We start from the raw sequence: 16,982 nt of genomic DNA, 5'->3' as shown, positions 1-16,982 counted from the left end.
CTCCATGCCGCTCAACGTGGCCGGGTACACGAGTGGCCCGATGCCCCTCGTCGTCCTGCCCCTCGTCGTCCTGTCCTTCGTGTTCGCCGCCGTCGCCTTCGGCTGCGCAGCACTCGTCATCGCCCGCCACGGCACCGGCTGGGTGAGCGCGGCAGGGACCGACGGGGGAGACGGGGAAAACGAGGCGCCCGGCGGACTGATCGCTTCAGTCCGCCGGGCGCCTCGGGATGTCGTACGGAAAGGCCGTCAGTCCTTGATCTCGCAGATCGCCGCGCCGGACGTGACCGACGCGCCGACGTCGGCGGACAGGCCCTTGACCGTGCCGGCCTTGTGCGCGTTCAGCGGCTGTTCCATCTTCATCGCCTCGAGTACGACGATCAGGTCGCCCTCCTGGACCTCCTGGCCCTCCTCGACGGCGACCTTGACGATGGTGCCCTGCATCGGGGAGGCGAGGGTGTCGCCGGAGGCCGCGGGGCCGGACTTCTTCGCCGCGCGGCGCTTGGGCTTGGCGCCCGCCGCCAGACCGGTGCGGGCCAGGGACATGCCGAGCGAGGACGGGAGGGAGACCTCCAGGCGCTTGCCGCCGACCTCGACGACGATCGTCTCGCGGTCCGTGTCGTCCTCGGCCTCGGCGTCGGCCGGGGCGGCGAAGGCGGGGATCTCGTTGACGAACTCGGTCTCGATCCAGCGGGTGTGGACCGTGAACGGGTCGGTGGAGCCGGTCAGTTCGGGAGCGAACGCCGGGTCCTTGACGACCGCGCGGTGGAACGGGATGGCCGTGGCCATGCCCTCGACCTGGAACTCCTCCAGGGCGCGGGCGGCCCGCCTAAGGGCCTGCTCGCGGGTGGCGCCGGTGACGATCAGCTTGGCCAGCAGGGAGTCCCAGGCCGGGCCGATGACCGCGCCGGACTCGACGCCCGCGTCGAGGCGGACGCCCGGACCGGACGGCGGGGCGAACGAGGTGACGGTGCCGGGGGCCGGGAGGAAGTTGCGGCCCGGGTCCTCGCCGTTGATGCGGAACTCGATGGAGTGGCCGCGCAGCTCGGGATCGCCGTAGCCGAGTTCCTCGCCGTCGGCGATGCGGAACATCTCGCGTACGAGGTCGATGCCGGCGACCTCCTCGGTGACCGGGTGCTCCACCTGGAGCCGGGTGTTGACCTCCAGGAAGGAGATCGTGCCGTCGACGCCGACCAGGAACTCCACGGTGCCGGCGCCGACGTAGCCGGCCTCCTTGAGGATGGCCTTGGAGGAGGAGTACAGCTCGGCGATCTGCTCGTCGGAGAGGAAGGGCGCCGGGGCCTCCTCGACCAGCTTCTGGTGGCGGCGCTGGAGGGAGCAGTCACGCGTGGAGACGACGACCACGTTGCCGTGCTGGTCGGCCAGGCACTGGGTCTCGACGTGCCGCGGCTTGTCGAGGTAGCGCTCGACGAAGCACTCGCCGCGACCGAAGGCGGCGACCGCCTCGCGGACCGCCGATTCGTACAGCTCGGGCACCTCTTCGAGGGTGCGGGCGACCTTCAGACCACGACCGCCACCACCGAAGGCGGCCTTGATCGCGATGGGCAGGCCGTGCTCCTCGGCGAAGGCGACGACCTCCTCGGCACCGCTCACCGGGTCCGGCGTACCGGCGACCAGCGGGGCGCCGGCGCGCTGGGCGATGTGCCGGGCGGCCACCTTGTCGCCGAGGTCGCGGATGGCCTGCGGCGGCGGGCCGATCCAGATCAGCCCCGCGTCCAGGACCGCCTGGGCGAACTCGGCGTTCTCGGAGAGGAATCCGTAGCCGGGGTGGATGGCGTCGGCGCCGGACTCGCGCGCGGCGTTCAGCACCTTCTCGATGTCGAGGTAGCTGGTCGCGGGAGTGTCACCGCCCAGGGCGAACGCCTCATCCGCGGCGCGGACATGCAGAGCGTCCCGATCCGGGTCGGCGTAGACGGCCACGCTCGCGATACCGGCATCCCGGCAGGCCCGGGCCACGCGGACAGCGATTTCGCCACGGTTGGCGATGAGCACCTTGCGCACGATTGAGGCTCCCTCCTTGAAACAAGCCGAGTTTAGGGACTGCCGACACGGCACTACGACCCGTCCCCACTGGTGAGCTTGCCCACACGGAGCGTGATGCGAGGCCAGCCCGACCGTGAAATCCCTTGTCGCACCTAGGTACGCAGGACTCCTGCCGAAACCCTAGCCCCCCTTTGTGGCCAAGGTCTCTATGAGAGCGTGCCGCGGGCCACAGGGTTTCTTTGTGGAGTCCCTACGAATGGCCCAATGATTCTTTGCCCGGCGCCGGACTCTTGTCCGTGGGTTTACCGGTTAGTAGCGTTCAGGGTGTCCCGAACGTACTAGGGGTAACAGCAGCCTTGCTCGAGTGGCACTCGAAGAAGCTCGGAAGTGGGTGGGGACCGGTGGTGCGCAGACCGGTGGCGTGGATCGTGGCGGTCGTGCTCTTCGTCGAGGCGCTCGGGGTCGTCGCGCTCAACTGGATCCTCGGGACCGTCGTCGACAACCAGCAGATGTCCCTGGCCGGCCTCGACCCGGACGTGATGTCCACGTCGTCGAAGGGCGCCGGCGTCGTCTTCGGTCTGTACTTCGTCCTGTGCGGCGTGGTCGCGCTCCTGGTCGCCCTGCGCAATCGTCCGCCTGCCGGTCTCGGCCGCGTCCTGCTGATCAGCGCGGCCGTGGTGCACGGGCTGCTGGGCGCGTTCGCGTGGGGCCTGATGGGCTGGCCCGAGTTCCTCTTCATGATCCTGGTGCTGGCGCTCATCGTGCTGCTGCTGATGACGTACGACGGTCAGGGTGAGCCCGAGTCCGAGCCCGCCGGCACGACGCCGGACGGCACCAAGGGCGGCGACGGCTCGCCGCTCACACCGCCGCCGGCGCCCAGCACCCCCTGATCGCTTCTCCCGGTCACTTCTCCCCGGGCGTCCACAACTCCGTGATGCCGACGCCCAGTTCGGCCAGCAGCCGCCGCAGCAGGGGCAGGCTGATGCCGATCACGTTGCCGTGGTCGCCGTCGATGCCGTCGATGAAGGGGGCCGAGCGGCCGTCCAGGGTGAACGCGCCGGCGACGTAGAGGGGTTCGCCCGAGGCGACGTACGCGGCGATCTCCTCGTCGGTCGGATCGCCGAAGCGGACCACGGTGGACGCGGTGGCGGACGCGTACCTGCCGGTCGTCGTGTCGTAGATGCAGTGCCCGGTCTGGAGCGTGCCGGCCCGGCCGCGCATGGACTTCCACCTGGCCGTCGCCTCCTCGGCGTCCGCCGGCTTGCCCAGGGCCTCGCCGTCCAGGTCGAGCACCGAGTCGCAGCCGATCACCAGGGCGCCCTTGACCTCGGGCTTCGCCGCCACCACGGACGCCTTCGCCTCGGCCAGGGCGAGCGCCAGTTCGGCGGGGGTGGGCGCGCTCACGGCGTCCTCGTCGACGCCGCTCACGATCACCTCGGGGTCGAGTCCGGCCTGGCGCAGCAGACCGAGCCGGGCGGGGGACTGGGAGGCGAGGACGAGTCGGCGGCGCGGCTGATCAGTCATGCGGCCAGGGTATCGGCGCCCCGTCGCGGGGACCTCACCTCACCCCGAGCACGATCATCGCCAGCACCATGGCGAGCGCCATGAGAACGCCCAGCCGCCGAAGCATTCTCTGCATGTCGCGCAGTTCCTTCGGCGGCTCGTTCTCGGGGTCGGACCACAGCATGGTTTCCAGCGTGCGCGGCTTTCGCGGCGGGCGCCTGAGTACGCGTACTCAAGTTCACTCCGGCTCGACAAAGGGGTCTCCCGTTCCGTTAAGCTAAAGGAACTTCAGTCCCGTTTGGAGAGGGTGTGCCATGTTCACCGCCGCTTGGACCGCGTCACCCCAGCTGCCCGCCGAGGGCTTCACCCCCAACTGGTCCCGGGAGGGCTTCTGGCGCCAGTCCGTCCGGCAGGTCGTACGGCTGACCGCGGGCGGCGGCCGCGTCCGGATCCGGCTCTCCAACGCGTACGGCACGTCGGCGCTGCGGGTGGCCGGCGCCACGGTCGGCCGTACGGCCGCGGGGGCCGCCGTCGCCGCGGGCTCGGTCACCCGGCTCACGTTCGAGGGGGCGTACGACGTGACGCTTCCGGCGCGCGGGCAGGCCGTCAGTGACGCCGCGGAACTCGCCGTGGCGGCCGGGGAGTCGGTGACGGTCACCCTGTACTTCGACGCCACGACCGGGCCCGCGACCTTCCACGCCCAGGCCTTCACGACCAGCTACCGGGGCGAGGGGGACCTCCTGGCGGAGGCGGGCGGTGAGGGGTTCGACGCGAGCACCGAGTCCTGGTACTTCCTGTCCGGCGTCGAGGTCGACGCCGGCCGCACCGACGGCATCGCCCTCTTCGGCGACTCGATCGCCGACGGGTTCGGCTCGACGCCCGGCACCGATCGCCGCTGGTCCGATGCGCTGGCGGGGCGCACGGGACGACCGGTTCTGAATGCCGGGATCGGGGGGAACCTGCTGCTCAACGACTCCGCGTGGTACGGCGAGAAGGGGGTTCACCGGCTGGGTCGGGATGTGCTGGAGCAGGCCGGGGTGGACACGCTGGTCGTGTTGGCCGGGCTGAACGACATCGGGTTCAGCGAGACCGACGAGCAGCCCACGTACAAGCCCGCGCCGGTGGTGGACGCGGACGAAGTCGTCGCCGGACACCGGGAGTTGATACGGCAGGGGAAGGGGCGGGGGCTTCGGGTGGTCGGCTGCACCCTGCTGCCGTTCGGGGGCTCGGACCACTGGGGCGAGCGGGCGGCGAAGGTGAGCCACGAGGTCGACGAGTGGATCCGGTGCGCGGGGGAGTACGACGCGGTGGTCGACCTTCGTCGCGCGCTGGCCGATCCGGAGGATCCGGATCGGCTGCGGCCGGCTTACGACTTCGGCGATCACCTGCACCCGAACGACGTCGGATACGAGGTGATGGCCGAAGCGCTGTCAGCGGTTCTCTAACCGGGCCAGTAGGTGCGGCCCCACGCCGTCGGCCCCGGCTGGGGAAGCCGGTGTGCCGCGATGCGGGCGGGGTCCGACCACGAGTCCCGTGGGCTCGGCGCGCCGGGCGGCGCGGATGCCGCCGCCACGGCGCGGGCGCGGACCACCGCCAGGGCGGCGGCCAGCTCCTCCGGGGTCGGGTTGCCTCGTACGACCTTGATCGTCATGACGGCTCCTAGAGGGGGATGTTGCCGTGCTTCTTCGGAGGCAGGGATTCCCGCTTGGTACGCAGCTGACGCAGGCCGCGTACGACGTGCCGGCGGGTTTCGGACGGCATGATCACGGAATCGATGTAGCCGCGCTCGGCCGCGATGTAGGGGTTGAGGAGGGCGTCCTCGTACTCCTGGATGAGCCGCGCCCGGGTCGCCTCCAGGTTCCCGCCGGCCTCCGCCTCGGCGATGGTCCTGCGGTGCAGGATGTTGACCGCGCCCTGGGCGCCCATCACGGCGATCTGGGCGGTGGGCCAGGCGAGGTTGATGTCGGCGCCGAGGTGCTTGGAGCCCATGACGTCGTAGGCGCCGCCGAAGGCCTTGCGGGTGATGACCGTGATGAGCGGGACCGTCGCCTCCGCGTAGGCGTAGATCAGCTTGGCGCCGCGGCGGATGATGCCGTCGTGCTCCTGGTCGACGCCCGGCAGGAAGCCGGGGACGTCCACGAAGGTGATGACCGGGACGTTGAAGGCGTCGCAGGTGCGCACGAAGCGGGCCGCCTTCTCGCTGGCCTTGATGTCGAGGCAGCCGGCGTACTGCATCGGCTGGTTGGCGACGATGCCGACGGGGCGGCCCTCCACCCGCCCGAAGCCGGTGAGGATGTTCGGCGCGAACAGCGGCTGGGTCTCGAAGAACTCGGCGTCGTCCAGGACGTGCTCGATCACCGTGTGCATGTCGTACGGCTGGTTCGCGCTGTCCGGCACGATCGTGTCCAGCTCGCGGTCCTCGTCGGTGAGGACGAGGTCCGCCTCCTCCGGGAAGAGCGGGGGCTCGCTGAGGTTGTTGGACGGCAGGTACGACAGCAGCTGCTTGACGTACTCGATGGCGTCCTTCTCGTCCCCGGCCATGTGGTGCGCCACGCCCGAGGCGGAGTTGTGGGTGCGGGCGCCGCCCAGCTCCTCGAAGCCGACGTCCTCGCCGGTGACCGTCTTGATGACGTCCGGGCCGGTGATGAACATGTGCGAGGTCTGGTCGACCATGACGGTGAAGTCGGTGATCGCGGGCGAGTAGACCGCGCCGCCCGCGCACGGCCCGACGACCAGGCTGATCTGCGGGATCACGCCGGACGCGTGGGTGTTGCGGCGGAAGATCTCGCCGTACGCGCCGAGGGAGGCCACGCCTTCCTGGATGCGGGCGCCGCCGGAGTCGTTGATGCCGATGACCGGGCAGCCGGTCTTCAGCGCGAAGTCCATCACCTTGACGATCTTCTGGCCGTAGACCTCGCCCAGCGCGCCGCCGAAGACGGTGAAGTCCTGGGAGAACACGGCGACGGGGCGGCCGTCGACGGTTCCGTACCCGGTGACGACGCCGTCGCCGTACGGGCGGTTGCTTTCCAGGCCGAAGCTGGTGGAGCGATGCCGGGCGAACTCGTCGAGTTCGACGAAGGAGTCCTCGTCGAGCAGGAGCTCGATCCGTTCACGGGCCGTCAACTTGCCCTTGGCGTGCTGCTTTTCGACGGCGCGTGCGGAGCCGGCGTGCGTCGCTTCCTCGATGCGGCGCTGGAGATCCGCGAGTTTGCCCGCGGTGGTGTGGATGTCGATCCCTGGGATCTCGTGACGCTCTTCCGGCTCGGACATCGGGATGCGGCTCCCTGCCTGCTCAAAAGGGGGGACGGTTACTCATCCGTAGAGTAGTGGGGTGCCTGCTAATCAGCAGTGCGGCGTTTACCACACCTAGGGTGGCTTGCATGACGCCGCGAGATGCCTCAGACGACAGCCGTTGGTCCGACCTGGACCGTCCTCCGCTCAATGGTGCCTCGTTGCGCAGGGCGCTGGTGCGGGACGGTGCGCTGTGGTCCGGGGTCGAGGTGGTGCAGCACACCGGCTCCACCAATGCCGACCTGGTGGCCCTGGCGGCGCAGGGCAAGGCGGCCGAGGGCGCGGTCCTCGTCGCGGAGGAGCAGTCGGCCGGGCGCGGCCGCCTCGACCGCCGGTGGACGGCACCGGCCCGCTCCGGGCTGTTCTTCTCCGTCCTGCTGAAGCCGGGTGACATCCCGGTGGCCCGCTGGGGCTGGCTGCCGCTGCTCACCGGGGTGGCGGTGGCGACGGGGCTGTCGCGGGTGGCGGGCGTCGATACGGCACTCAAGTGGCCCAACGACCTGCTGGTGACCGTGGACGGGGAGGAACGCAAGGCCGGGGGCATCCTCGCCGAGCGGGCCGGTGACGACGGGGTGGTCGTCGGGATCGGCATCAACGTCACCCTGCGCGCGGACGAACTGCCGGTGCCGCAGGCCGGGTCGCTGGCGCTGGCGGGAGCCGTGAACACGGACCGGGATCCGCTGCTGCGCGGGGTGCTGCGGTCACTGGAGGACTGGTACGGGCGCTGGCGGGCAGCCGGGGGTGATCCGGCGGCGAGCGGGCTGCAGGAGACGTACGCGGCGGGGTGCGCGACGCTGGGGAGGATGGTGCGGGCGGAGTTGCCCGGGGGCCGGTCGGTGGTGGGAGAGGCGGTGGCGGTCGACGGGGACGGGCGGTTGGTGCTGGCGACCGCGGACGGGGTGCAGGAGCCCGTGGGGGCGGGGGACGTCGTGCATCTACGGCCGGCTTGAGCCGTGCGGCTGCCCGGCGTGGGTGCGGGCGTGGTGCCGGGGGCTCCGCCCCCGGACCCCCGGGCCTGTGCCCACCCATCACCCGTCTCGGTCGGACGAAAGGCCGGCCACACCCCCGCCAACTCACGCCAGTGAGCTGGCGCACACCTGCCGTAGAGTTGAGGCCGGTCGATACCTGACCGTGACAGATCGGAAGGGCAGCAGGCGTGACCGTCGACGACACGGGCTCCGGCGCGGACGCGGACGGCCGGGCAGACCCCGATGCCGCCGAGTCCGGCGAGGGCGAGGACCCACTCGCCCTGCGCATCGAACAGCTCATCCTGGGCGCCGAGCGGCGCTACACCCCCTTCCAGGCGGCCCGTAGCGCGGGCGTCTCCGTGGAGCTGGCCACCCGCTTCTGGCGGGCCATGGGCTTCGCCGACATCGGGCAGGCCAAGGCGCTCACGGAGGCCGACGTGCTCGCGCTGCGCCGGCTCTCCGGACTCGTGGAGGCGGGGCTGCTGAGCGAGGCGATGGCCGTGCAGGTGGCGCGGTCCACGGGGCAGACCACCGCCCGGTTGGCGGAGTGGCAGATCGACTCGTTCCTGGAGGGGCTGACCGAGCCGCCCGAGCCCGGCATGACCCGCACCGAGGTGACGTACCCGATCATCGAGCTGCTCCTGCCCGAGCTGGAGGAGTTCCTCGTCTACGTCTGGCGCCGCCAGCTCGCCGCCTCGGCCGGCCGGGTCGTGCAGACCGCCGACGACGAGGAGATGGTCGACCGCCGCCTGGCCGTCGGATTCGCCGACCTCGTCGGGTTCACGCGGCTGACCCGCCGTATGGAGGAGGAGGAACTCGGCGAGCTCGTCGAGGCCTTCGAGACCACCGCCGCGGACCTGGTCGCCGCGCGCGGCGGGCGGCTCGTCAAGACGCTCGGCGACGAGGTGCTGTACGCGGCGGACGACGCCGGTGTCGCCGCCGAGATCGCCCTCCGTCTCATAGAGACCATGGCCAACGACGAGACCATGCCCGAGCTGCGCGTCGGCATAGCCTTCGGCACGGTCGCCACCCGAATGGGCGATGTCTTCGGTACGACGGTGAACCTCGCCTCCCGGCTGACGTCGATAGCCCCGCGTGACGCCGTCCTCGTTGACAGCGCCTTCGCGGAGGAGCTGATCCGCACCGGCGAGGCCCCGGCCTCCGAGGCGGACGCGGCCGAGGCCGCGGCGACCGCCGAGAAGGAGGGCGAGGAGCCGCCGACGTACCGCTTCGCGCTGCAGCCGATGTGGCAGCGGCCGGTGCGCGGACTCGGCGTGGTCGAGCCGTGGCTGCTGACGCGGCGGGGCGGGCAGTCGTAGTCCCCCTCAGTCGTGCCGGGCGGAGAGCGGGTCGGAGAGCGGATCCACGCACACGCCGATGACCGGCACGCACAGGCCGGGCTGGTCCGGGGCCGGGGGAGTCGTGGTCCTGCTCGGCGGGGGTGTCGGGGCGGGATGCGGGGTCGTGCCGGTGGACGTCGAGGTCCGGGGTGCGCTGCCGGGAGTGGCCGTGCCGGTCGGGTTCGGCGCCTGCGGGACGGTCGTGGGCGTCGGCTGGGACGACCCCGCGGCCGGGATGGGGACGACGGACACCCCCGGCGTGGGCAGCGCGCTGGGACCGCCCATGGCGGTCGACGCCGACGGGCTCGCCGCGGGGACGACGGCCGCGACGGTGGCGGCGGCGTCGGTCGACAGGTCCGTGCCGGCCTCCGGGCCCGAGCGAGGCTCGGCCTCCGCGGTGCCGAGGCCGCCGACGCCCGTGTCGGGGGTCAGCCGTACGAGGCTCAGTGCGCCCGCCGCCAGGGCGAGGCTTCCCGCCGCCAGCAGCACCTTGCGGGGGCGGGGTCGGCGGTGCCGGCCGCGGGGACTCCGGAGCCGGGTTCCGATGCCGTACGACTCCGGCTGTACGGACGCCGCACCCTCCGTGCCGTCTCTCTCCGTCGCCGGCGGCGTGTGCGTCGTCGTCATCGCGATCCCTCCCCCTGCGCCCGCGCCCCCGGTGCGCTGTGGCGGACGCACGTTATGCGCTCCCATGGGCGGTGGGGCAGGAGTTGGGCGGGATGTCACTCGAACGGGGTGTCGGGCGCGACTGCGGGAACCGGCCTGCCCTTTCCTGTGCGGGGCGCGGCTGCGATGATCGGAGCGAAGGGTGTTAACCGTCGTTAACCGGGAGGCTGTCATGGGCGAGGAGCGGTTCGGGGAGTTCGTGCTGGTACGGCGGCATGCGGAGGGGCATGTCGCGGAGCTGGCCCTGGACCGGCCCAAGGCCATGAACGCCGTCTCGACGGAGATGGCCCGGTCGCTCGCCGGGGCGTGTGCGGCACTCGGTGCGGATCGTGAGGTGCGGGTGGTCGTGGTGACCTCCACCCATGAGCGGGCCTTCTGCGTCGGGGCGGACCTGAAGGAGCGGAACTCCTTCAGCGACGCGGACCTGGTGCGGCAGCGGCCGGTGGCGCGCGGGGCGTACACCGGGGTCCTTGAGCTGCCGGTGCCGACGATCGCGGCCGTGCACGGGTTCGCGCTCGGGGGCGGCTTCGAGCTGGCGCTCGCCTGCGATCTGATCGTGGCGGACCGTACGGCTGTGGTGGGGCTGCCGGAGGTGTCGGTCGGCGTGATTCCCGGAGGCGGCGGTACGCAACTGCTGCCGCGGCGGGTGGGGGCCGCCCGTGCGGCCGAGCTGATCTTCACGGCCCGGAGGGTGGAGGCCGGGGAGGCGGCCTCGCTGGGCCTTGTGGATGTGCTGGTGGAGGAGGGGCGGGACCGCGAGGAGGCGTTGACGCTGGCGTCTCGCATCGCGGGGAACTCGCCGGTGGGGCTGCGGGCGGCGAAGAAGGCACTGCGGCTCGGGCAGGGGCTGGATCTGCGGGCGGGGCTGGAGGTCGAGGACGCGGCTTGGCGGACGGTGGCGTTTTCGGGGGACCGTGCGGAGGGGGTGGCGGCGTTCAACGAGAAGCGGCGCCCTTCCTGGCCGGGGGAGTAGGCACCCGGGGTTGCAGCCGGGGGGCCGGGGGCGGGGTTCCTGACGGCGGCCCCCAGGGCGCGGGTCGCCTCTTTGGCCGACCGAGTCGGGTGGTGGGTGAGCGCAGGTCGGAGGTCTGGGGCGGATTGGGCGGAGCCCCCGGTGGCGGCCGCAGGCGGCGGCCGCACCGGTGCCGGGTGTGGCGCCACCGACGGTCACCGAATCCCCGGTCACCCCACCGCCGCATCAACCGCCCGATTCCTCCCAAACCTCCCTAGCCTGGAGTGATGGGTGAGGACAGTCGGCTCGCGGGTGTCGTCGCGTTGGCCCAGGGTATGGCCGTGGCGCACAGCTCGCGGGAGGTGTGGTGGGCTGCCGCGAACGGGGCGTACCGGGCCCTGGGCGGGAGCTTCGCCGCGCTGTCCGTGTGGGAGCGGGAGCTCGGGCGGCTCAGGGTCCTCGTGAACGTGGGTGAGCGGGCCGAGGACGAGGAGGAGTTCCCCGGCGACGAGGCCTACCCCGTGCACCAGTTCGCCGAGATCACCGAGTTCCTGCACGAGCGGTGGGCCGAGGGCGGCGAGCCCAACGCCTGGGTGGAGACCGCTCAGGGCCCGGCCGCCGGTCGTCGCCCCGGTTACGTCCATCAGCGCGTCGCCGCACTCCGCAGGCGGGGCCGCGGTTGCTGCGTCATCGCGCCGATCGTGCTGCACGGCCGGGCCTGGGGCGAGCTGTATGTCGCCCGGCCCGTCGGCGCCCCCGTCTTCGGTCGCGAGGACGCCGACTTCGCCACCGTCCTGGCCTCCGTCGTCGCCGCGGGCATCGCCCAGACCGAGCGGCTGGAGGAGGTGCGGCGGCTGGCCTTCACCGACGCGCTGACCGGTCTCGCCAACCGCCGGGCCGTCGACGCCTGCCTGGACGAGGCCGTCGAGCGGCACCGCAGGGACGGCGTGGTCGTCAGCCTCGTCGTCTGCGACCTCAACGGGCTCAAGCGCGTCAACGACACCCGCGGCCACGCCGTCGGCGACCGCCTCCTGGAACGCTTCGGGTCGATCCTCTCCCTCTGCGGCGCCATGCTTCCCGGCGCCCTCGCCGCCCGCCTCGGCGGTGACGAGTTCTGTCTGCTCGCGGTCGGACCGTCCGCCGACGAGGTCGTCAGGGCGGCCGGCGAACTCTGCCGGAGAGCGGCCGAGTTGGAGCTGGGGGAAGGGGTCGCCTGCGGGGTCGCGTCCACCGGGGACTCCATCGGGCCCGTGGGCTCGGCCCGCCGATTGTTCCGGCTCGCCGACGCGGCCCAGTACCGGGCCAAGGCCGAGCGGGCCGCCCGGCCGGTCGTCGCCGGGCGGCAGGGCCCCGACGACCCCGTCGTACGACTGGCCGACGAGCCCTCCGCCGAGCAGCCGGCCACCGAGCGCCGCCGCTTCCGTGGGCGTGGCTGAAGTGTGACCCATCGGTAAGGGGCAAACCCGGCCCCCACTGGTGACATCCTTGAATTCACTGCGTACGCTCCTGAATATGGATATGCACACTGTGGTGGTGGGGACGTCCGGGGTCACCGCGTCCGACGTCCTCGCCGTGGCGCGCGCCGGCGCCCGGGTCGAGCTCTCCGAGGAGGCGGTCACGGCCCTCGCCGCGGCCCGCGGCATCGTGGACGCGCTGGCGGCCAAGCCCGAACCCGTCTACGGCGTGAGCACCGGCTTCGGCGCCCTCGCGACCCGGCACATCAGCCAGGAACTGCGGGGCCGGCTGCAGCGCAACATCGTCCGCTCGCACGCCGCCGGCATGGGGCCGCGGGTCGAGCGGGAGGTCGTACGGGCCCTGATGTTCCTGCGGCTCAAGACCCTCTGTTCGGGACACACGGGCGTACGCCCCGAGGTCGCGCAGACCATGGCCGACGTCCTGAACGCGGGCATCACCCCGGTCGTCCACGAGTACGGCTCCCTCGGCTGCTCAGGCGACCTCGCCCCGCTGTCCCACTGCGCCCTCACGCTCATGGGGGAGGGCGACGCCGAGGGCCCGGACGGGGTCGTACGACCCGCCGGTGAGCTGCTGGCCGAGCACGGCATCGCGCCCGTCGAGCTGCGCGAGAAGGAGGGCCTCGCCCTTCTCAACGGCACCGACGGCATGCTCGGCATGCTGGTCATGGCCCTCGCCGACCTCGACACCCTCTACAAGTCCGCCGACATCACCGCGGCCCTGTCCCTGGAGGGCCTGCTCGGCACCGACAAGGTCCTCGCCCCCGAGCTGCACGCCATCCGCCCGCACCCGGGGCAGGGTGCCAGCGCCGCCAACATGCTGGCCGTACTGAAGGGTTCGGAGCTCACCGGGCACCACCAGGACGACGCGCCCCGCGTCCAGGACGCCTACTCCGTGCGCTGCGCCCCGCAGGTGGCGGGAGCGGGGCGCGACACCATGGCGCACGCCCGTCTCGTCGCCGAACGGGAGCTGGCCTCCGCCGTCGACAACCCGGTCGTGCTGCCCGACGGGCGCGTGGAGTCCAACGGCAACTTCCACGGCGCCCCGGTGGCCTACGTCCTCGACTTCCTGGCCATCGCCGCCGCCGACCTCGCCTCCATCGCCGAGCGCCGCACCGACCGGCTGCTCGACAAGAACCGCAGCCACGGGCTGCCGCCGTTCCTCGCCGACGACGCCGGTGTGGACTCCGGGCTGATGATCGCCCAGTACACGCAGGCCGCGCTGGTCAGCGAGATGAAGCGGCTCGCCGTACCGGCGTCGGCGGACTCGATCCCGTCCTCCGCCATGCAGGAGGACCACGTCTCCATGGGCTGGTCGGCCGCCCGCAAGCTGCGCACGGCCGTCGACAACCTCACCCGGGTCGTCGCCATCGAGCTGTACGCCGCCACGCGCGCCGTCGAACTGCGCGAGGGGCTGACCCCGGCGCCGGCCTCCCGGGCGGTCATCGACGCCGTACGGGCCGCAGGGGTCGAGGGCCCGGGTCCGGACCGGTTCCTCGCGCCCGACCTCGCCGCGGCGGACGCCTTCGTGCGGGCCGGGCACCTGGTCACGGCGGCGGAGACGGTCACCGGACCGCTGCAGTAAGCAGGCAGGCACAACGGGGCCCTGCCGGTCTTTTGACCGACGGGGCCCCGGGGGTGGGTCACTTGAGCTTGGCGCCCTGCGCGTCGATCACGGCGGCCGGGACGTCGTACGCCTTGCCGGTCGTGAGCGAGGAGAAGTTCACCGAGTAGTACGTGGCGATGGTGCTGCCGTGCCGCACCACCTCGGTGTGGAAGGTGCCCGACTCGCCGTCCGCACCGGAGTCCACGGCGAACGCCACCGACTCGTCACCGGCGCCGGAGGCCTTCTCGGAGGTGATCTTGGAGATCTTCGTGGCCGTGCCGTCGGCGGTGAAGCCGAATCCGCCGGAGCAGGCCGTGATCCCGTCGGAGACCGCCTTGAAGGCCTTCTCCGCGCCGTCGCCCTCGTACGAGGAGAGGCCCACATAGGTCCCGGTGAGGTTGAAGGCCTCGGCGAAGTCGCCCTCGGAGGCGGCGTCCGTCGGGGCGTCCTCGGTGACCGAGTTGCTCGCGCTCGCGTCCGTGTCGCCCGGCGGCAGTGCGGCCATGGCGTAGGCGACGGGCTCGCACTCGGCCTTGTCGATGTTCTTCAGCACGCTCTTGGAAGCCGGCAGGGTGTCGTCCCCGGAGGTGACCTTGTACCCCTTGATCTCGCCCTGCGCGAGCAGCAGCTTCTCCAGCTCCGCCGCGCTGTACGCCTTCGCGGCCGTGGTCGGCGACGAGGACGAGGCGGACCCGGAGCTCGCGGAGTCCTTGGAGTCGTCCGACCCGTCGTCGGAACAGCCCGTGACAAGGGCGAGCGACAGCACGCTCACGGCAACCGTGACGCTCATGCGCGCGCCCGATGATCTCTTCATGCGGGGACTATGAAGGTTTCTTGAAGAACGCGTCAAGCGAGTTCAAAAACCGAGGCGTTCGCGACGTACCGAATAGACGACAAACCCGGCACCCAGCGTCAGACAGATGGTCCCGCCGGCGATGTAGGGCGTGGTGTCGAAGCTGCCGGTGTCGGCGAGCCGGGTGACGTCACCGGTCGTGCTGCCGGTGTCCGTGGACGTGACCCGAGCCTGCGTTGTGACCTGCGACGTCGGGGTCGCGGACGGCTCCGTTCTCGCCGGCTGGTCCCCTGTCGCGTTGGCGGAGGGGACGAACCACAGGGCGCCCAGAAGGGTCCCCGCGGCGGTGGCGGTCAGCAACGAACGTCGAGCGGATGACACGGAATATCGATCCCCTTGTGGCGCTGGCGAATTGGCCGTGTGGGGCGATGTTAGTGAAAGGCGCGGGTCACGGGAAAGTCACGGGAGCCATGAGTCGTACGCTCCGGGCATGAGCACTCCAGAGACATCACGATTTGTACGGCTTCGCGTCGAGCTGGTCCTCGAAGTCGAGGATGCCGGGGCCGTCACCGAGGCCGCGCTGGGACGGATCGCGGTCGACACCGATATGCCGGCCGGTGAACGGGTACACGCCGAGAACGCTGTGACCGAGGACACCGCGGAGGGCCTCGCGTATCTCGTCGACCCGTTCGACCTGGTCAACGAGATCCCGGGGGTCGAACTCGCACAGGCCTCCTGGTCCAGCGAGCAGATCGACTACGACCCCGATTCACCCGACTGGGATCTAGACGAGGATGATGTCGACGAAGAAGACGAGGCAGCAGACGAAGACGAGTACGACGGCGACGGCGAAGCCGTGGACGACCACGAGGACGAGCGGGTCGGCTGACGTTCCTTGGGGAAATCGTGACCCCGGACGGCAACCGCTGTCCGGGGTTTCGTCGTCTCATGGGGCGCACGGACCGACACCCGCACCACCCGCCTCGGCGAACGTGGTGTGCCCCACACCTTCGAAGAATGTGGAACGGGACGAACCGGTCGTAGCGTTGAAGGTTCTTGACGGGGACTCTCGGGGTTTTGGGGATTCGGCAGCGATGGAGAAGCGTGTGATGACCAACAGTAGGCGGCGCAAGGGCCTGACGGTCGCGTCCGCACTGCTCGGCGGTGTGCTGGTGCTCTCGGCGTGTTCCGGAGGCGACGACGATGCCTCCGGGAGCGACGGGGGCAACGACAGCTCGCAGTCCAAGGTCGACGAGGCAGCCGCCAAGAAGACCTCCGAGGCGCAGATCAAGATCACGCCGAAGGACGGCTCGGACAACGCCTCCATCAACAACTCCGCAGCCGTCACCGTGAGCAAGGGCACGCTCACGGACGTGTCGATGACGACCGCCGACGGCACCGCGGTCAAGGGTGAGATATCCGCGGACAAGCTGAGCTGGAAGCCCAGCGGCCAGCTGGAGCGGTCCACCACCTACAAGCTGACCGCGGAGGCCAAGGACTCCGACGGCCGCGTCGCCCACGAGAACGCCTCGTTCACCACGGTCTCGCCGACCAACAGCTTCATCGGCACCTTCACGCCGGACGACGGCACCACCGTCGGCGTCGGCATGCCGGTGTCGATCAACTTCGACAAGGCGATCACCAACAAGGCGGCCGTCCAGAAGGGCATCACCGTCTCCTCCACCAGCGGCCAGGAAGTCGTCTGCCACTGGTTCAACGCCAACCGCATGGACTGCCGGCCCGATGACTACTGGCAGGAGAACTCCACCGTCACGCTGAAGCTCGCGCTCGACGGTGTCGAGGGTGCCTCCGGTGTCTACGGCGTCCAGCAGAAGACGGTCACCTTCAAGATCGGCCGCAACCAGGTCACGTACGTCGACGCCAAGACCAAGCAGATGAAGGTCACGCAGGACGGCAAGACCGTCAAGACCATCCCGATCTCCGCGGGTGCGCCCGACAACAAGACGTACGAGGGCCGGATGGTGATCTCCGAGAAGTTCAAGGAGACCCGGATGAACGGCGCGACGGTCGGCTTCACCGACGACGACGGCAAGGGCGAGTACGACATCAAGGACGTACCGCACGCCATGCGTCTGACCACCTCCGGCACCTTCGTGCACGGCAACTACTGGGGCGCCAAGTCCATCTTCGGCAGCGTGAACACCAGCCACGGCTGTGTGGGCCTGTCGGACACCAAGGGCGCCAACGACCCGAACACGCCGGGTGCCTGGTTCTACAACAGCTCGATCATCGGTGACGTGGTGGTCGTCCAGAACACCGGCGACAAGACGGTCTCGCCGGACAACGGTCTGAACGGCTGGAACATGAGCTGGGCCGACTGGAAGGCCGGTTCGGCGGTCTGACCGACCGGGTTCACAGCTTTCCGATGC

Annotated in this window: 17 protein-coding genes; 9 read left to right on the top strand and 8 right to left on the bottom strand. The window is 71.1% G+C overall.

The annotated features are described in order from the left end of the window. Nucleotides 1–246: 246 nt before the first annotated feature. Nucleotides 247–2,019 carry an acetyl/propionyl/methylcrotonyl-CoA carboxylase subunit alpha gene (locus ADK57_RS34685; protein ID WP_053753635.1) on the bottom strand — a complete coding sequence of 591 codons (1,773 nt, stop codon included), beginning with the start codon at nt 2,017–2,019 and terminating at the stop codon, nt 247–249. Nucleotides 2,020–2,402: 383 nt separating this feature from the next. Between ADK57_RS34685 and ADK57_RS34680 the strand changes: the two genes are divergently transcribed. Next, nucleotides 2,403–2,891, top strand: coding sequence for a hypothetical protein (locus tag ADK57_RS34680; protein WP_053753634.1), 489 nt, complete (start codon nt 2,403–2,405; stop codon nt 2,889–2,891). A gap of 13 nt (nt 2,892–2,904) precedes the next feature. Here ADK57_RS34680 and ADK57_RS34675 read toward each other — a convergent pair whose 3' ends face one another. Continuing rightward, nucleotides 2,905–3,525, bottom strand: a complete 621-nt coding sequence (locus ADK57_RS34675; protein ID WP_053753633.1) for a Maf family protein — start codon at nt 3,523–3,525, stop codon at nt 2,905–2,907. Nucleotides 3,526–3,559: 34 nt separating this feature from the next. Continuing rightward, nucleotides 3,560–3,688, bottom strand: coding sequence for a morphogenic membrane protein MmpB (mmpB, locus tag ADK57_RS52095; protein ID WP_267890795.1), 129 nt, complete (start codon nt 3,686–3,688; stop codon nt 3,560–3,562). A gap of 130 nt (nt 3,689–3,818) precedes the next feature. Between mmpB and ADK57_RS34670 the strand changes: the two genes are divergently transcribed. Then, nucleotides 3,819–4,949, top strand: coding sequence for an SGNH/GDSL hydrolase family protein (locus tag ADK57_RS34670; RefSeq protein ID WP_053753632.1), 1,131 nt, complete (start codon nt 3,819–3,821; stop codon nt 4,947–4,949). On the opposite strand, the gene ADK57_RS34665 is transcribed toward ADK57_RS34670, so the two are convergent. Both ADK57_RS34665 and ADK57_RS34660 read right to left on the bottom strand, forming a co-directional pair. Beyond that, complete coding sequence (locus ADK57_RS34665) at nt 4,946–5,155, bottom strand: acyl-CoA carboxylase epsilon subunit (RefSeq protein ID WP_053753631.1); 210 nt, start codon at nt 5,153–5,155, stop codon at nt 4,946–4,948. The two genes, ADK57_RS34670 and ADK57_RS34665, sit on opposite strands and share 4 nt — an antisense overlap. A gap of 8 nt (nt 5,156–5,163) precedes the next feature. Beyond that, complete coding sequence (locus ADK57_RS34660; RefSeq protein ID WP_053753630.1) at nt 5,164–6,774, bottom strand: acyl-CoA carboxylase subunit beta; 1,611 nt, start codon at nt 6,772–6,774, stop codon at nt 5,164–5,166. A 110-nt stretch (nt 6,775–6,884) separates the two neighbouring features. Here ADK57_RS34660 and ADK57_RS34655 point away from each other — a divergent pair, with 110 nt between their 5' ends. Further along, nucleotides 6,885–7,745, top strand: a complete 861-nt coding sequence (locus ADK57_RS34655) for a biotin--[acetyl-CoA-carboxylase] ligase (RefSeq protein ID WP_053753629.1) — start codon at nt 6,885–6,887, stop codon at nt 7,743–7,745. Nucleotides 7,746–7,951: 206 nt separating this feature from the next. Further along, the gene (locus ADK57_RS34650; protein WP_053753628.1) at nt 7,952–9,082 is read left to right on the top strand and encodes an adenylate/guanylate cyclase domain-containing protein; all 1,131 of its coding nucleotides are present in this window, start codon (nt 7,952–7,954) and stop codon (nt 9,080–9,082) included. 6 nt (nt 9,083–9,088) lie between these two features. On the opposite strand, the gene ADK57_RS34645 is transcribed toward ADK57_RS34650, so the two are convergent. Further along, entirely contained in the window at nt 9,089–9,730 is a 642-nt protein-coding gene (locus ADK57_RS34645; protein ID WP_234390498.1) for a hypothetical protein, read from the bottom strand. A gap of 211 nt (nt 9,731–9,941) precedes the next feature. Between ADK57_RS34645 and ADK57_RS34640 the strand changes: the two genes are divergently transcribed. The 3 genes from ADK57_RS34640 (at nt 9,942) to hutH (ending at nt 13,778) form a co-directional block, all read left to right on the top strand. Beyond that, the gene (locus tag ADK57_RS34640) at nt 9,942–10,742 is read left to right on the top strand and encodes an enoyl-CoA hydratase/isomerase family protein (RefSeq protein WP_053753627.1); all 801 of its coding nucleotides are present in this window, start codon (nt 9,942–9,944) and stop codon (nt 10,740–10,742) included. 266 nt (nt 10,743–11,008) lie between these two features. After that, nucleotides 11,009–12,157 (top strand): diguanylate cyclase domain-containing protein, encoded by a 1,149-nt coding sequence (locus ADK57_RS34635; RefSeq protein ID WP_053753626.1) that lies wholly within the window; start codon nt 11,009–11,011, stop codon nt 12,155–12,157. 82 nt (nt 12,158–12,239) lie between these two features. After that, nucleotides 12,240–13,778 (top strand): histidine ammonia-lyase, encoded by a 1,539-nt coding sequence (gene hutH, locus ADK57_RS34630; RefSeq protein ID WP_053753625.1) that lies wholly within the window; start codon nt 12,240–12,242, stop codon nt 13,776–13,778. A 58-nt stretch (nt 13,779–13,836) separates the two neighbouring features. On the opposite strand, the gene ADK57_RS34625 is transcribed toward hutH, so the two are convergent. Both ADK57_RS34625 and ADK57_RS34620 read right to left on the bottom strand, forming a co-directional pair. Beyond that, nucleotides 13,837–14,613, bottom strand: coding sequence for a hypothetical protein (locus ADK57_RS34625; protein ID WP_053753624.1), 777 nt, complete (start codon nt 14,611–14,613; stop codon nt 13,837–13,839). A gap of 42 nt (nt 14,614–14,655) precedes the next feature. After that, complete coding sequence (locus tag ADK57_RS34620; protein WP_053753623.1) at nt 14,656–14,952, bottom strand: LAETG motif-containing sortase-dependent surface protein; 297 nt, start codon at nt 14,950–14,952, stop codon at nt 14,656–14,658. A gap of 130 nt (nt 14,953–15,082) precedes the next feature. Here ADK57_RS34620 and ADK57_RS34615 point away from each other — a divergent pair, with 130 nt between their 5' ends. Both ADK57_RS34615 and ADK57_RS34610 read left to right on the top strand, forming a co-directional pair. Beyond that, nucleotides 15,083–15,481 (top strand): hypothetical protein, encoded by a 399-nt coding sequence (locus tag ADK57_RS34615; RefSeq protein ID WP_053753622.1) that lies wholly within the window; start codon nt 15,083–15,085, stop codon nt 15,479–15,481. Nucleotides 15,482–15,701: 220 nt separating this feature from the next. After that, on the top strand, nt 15,702–16,955 hold the full coding sequence (locus ADK57_RS34610) for a L,D-transpeptidase (RefSeq protein WP_053753651.1): 1,254 nt from the start codon (nt 15,702–15,704) through the stop codon (nt 16,953–16,955). The last annotated feature ends 27 nt before the right edge of the window (nt 16,956–16,982 follow it).

It is taken from the genome of Streptomyces sp. MMG1533, from assembly GCF_001279775.1.
In the GTDB taxonomy this organism is placed as follows: Bacteria; Actinomycetota; Actinomycetes; order Streptomycetales; family Streptomycetaceae; genus Streptomyces.
Note: the sequence above shows the minus strand (reverse complement) of the source record. Positions and strands in the feature narration are given on the sequence as shown.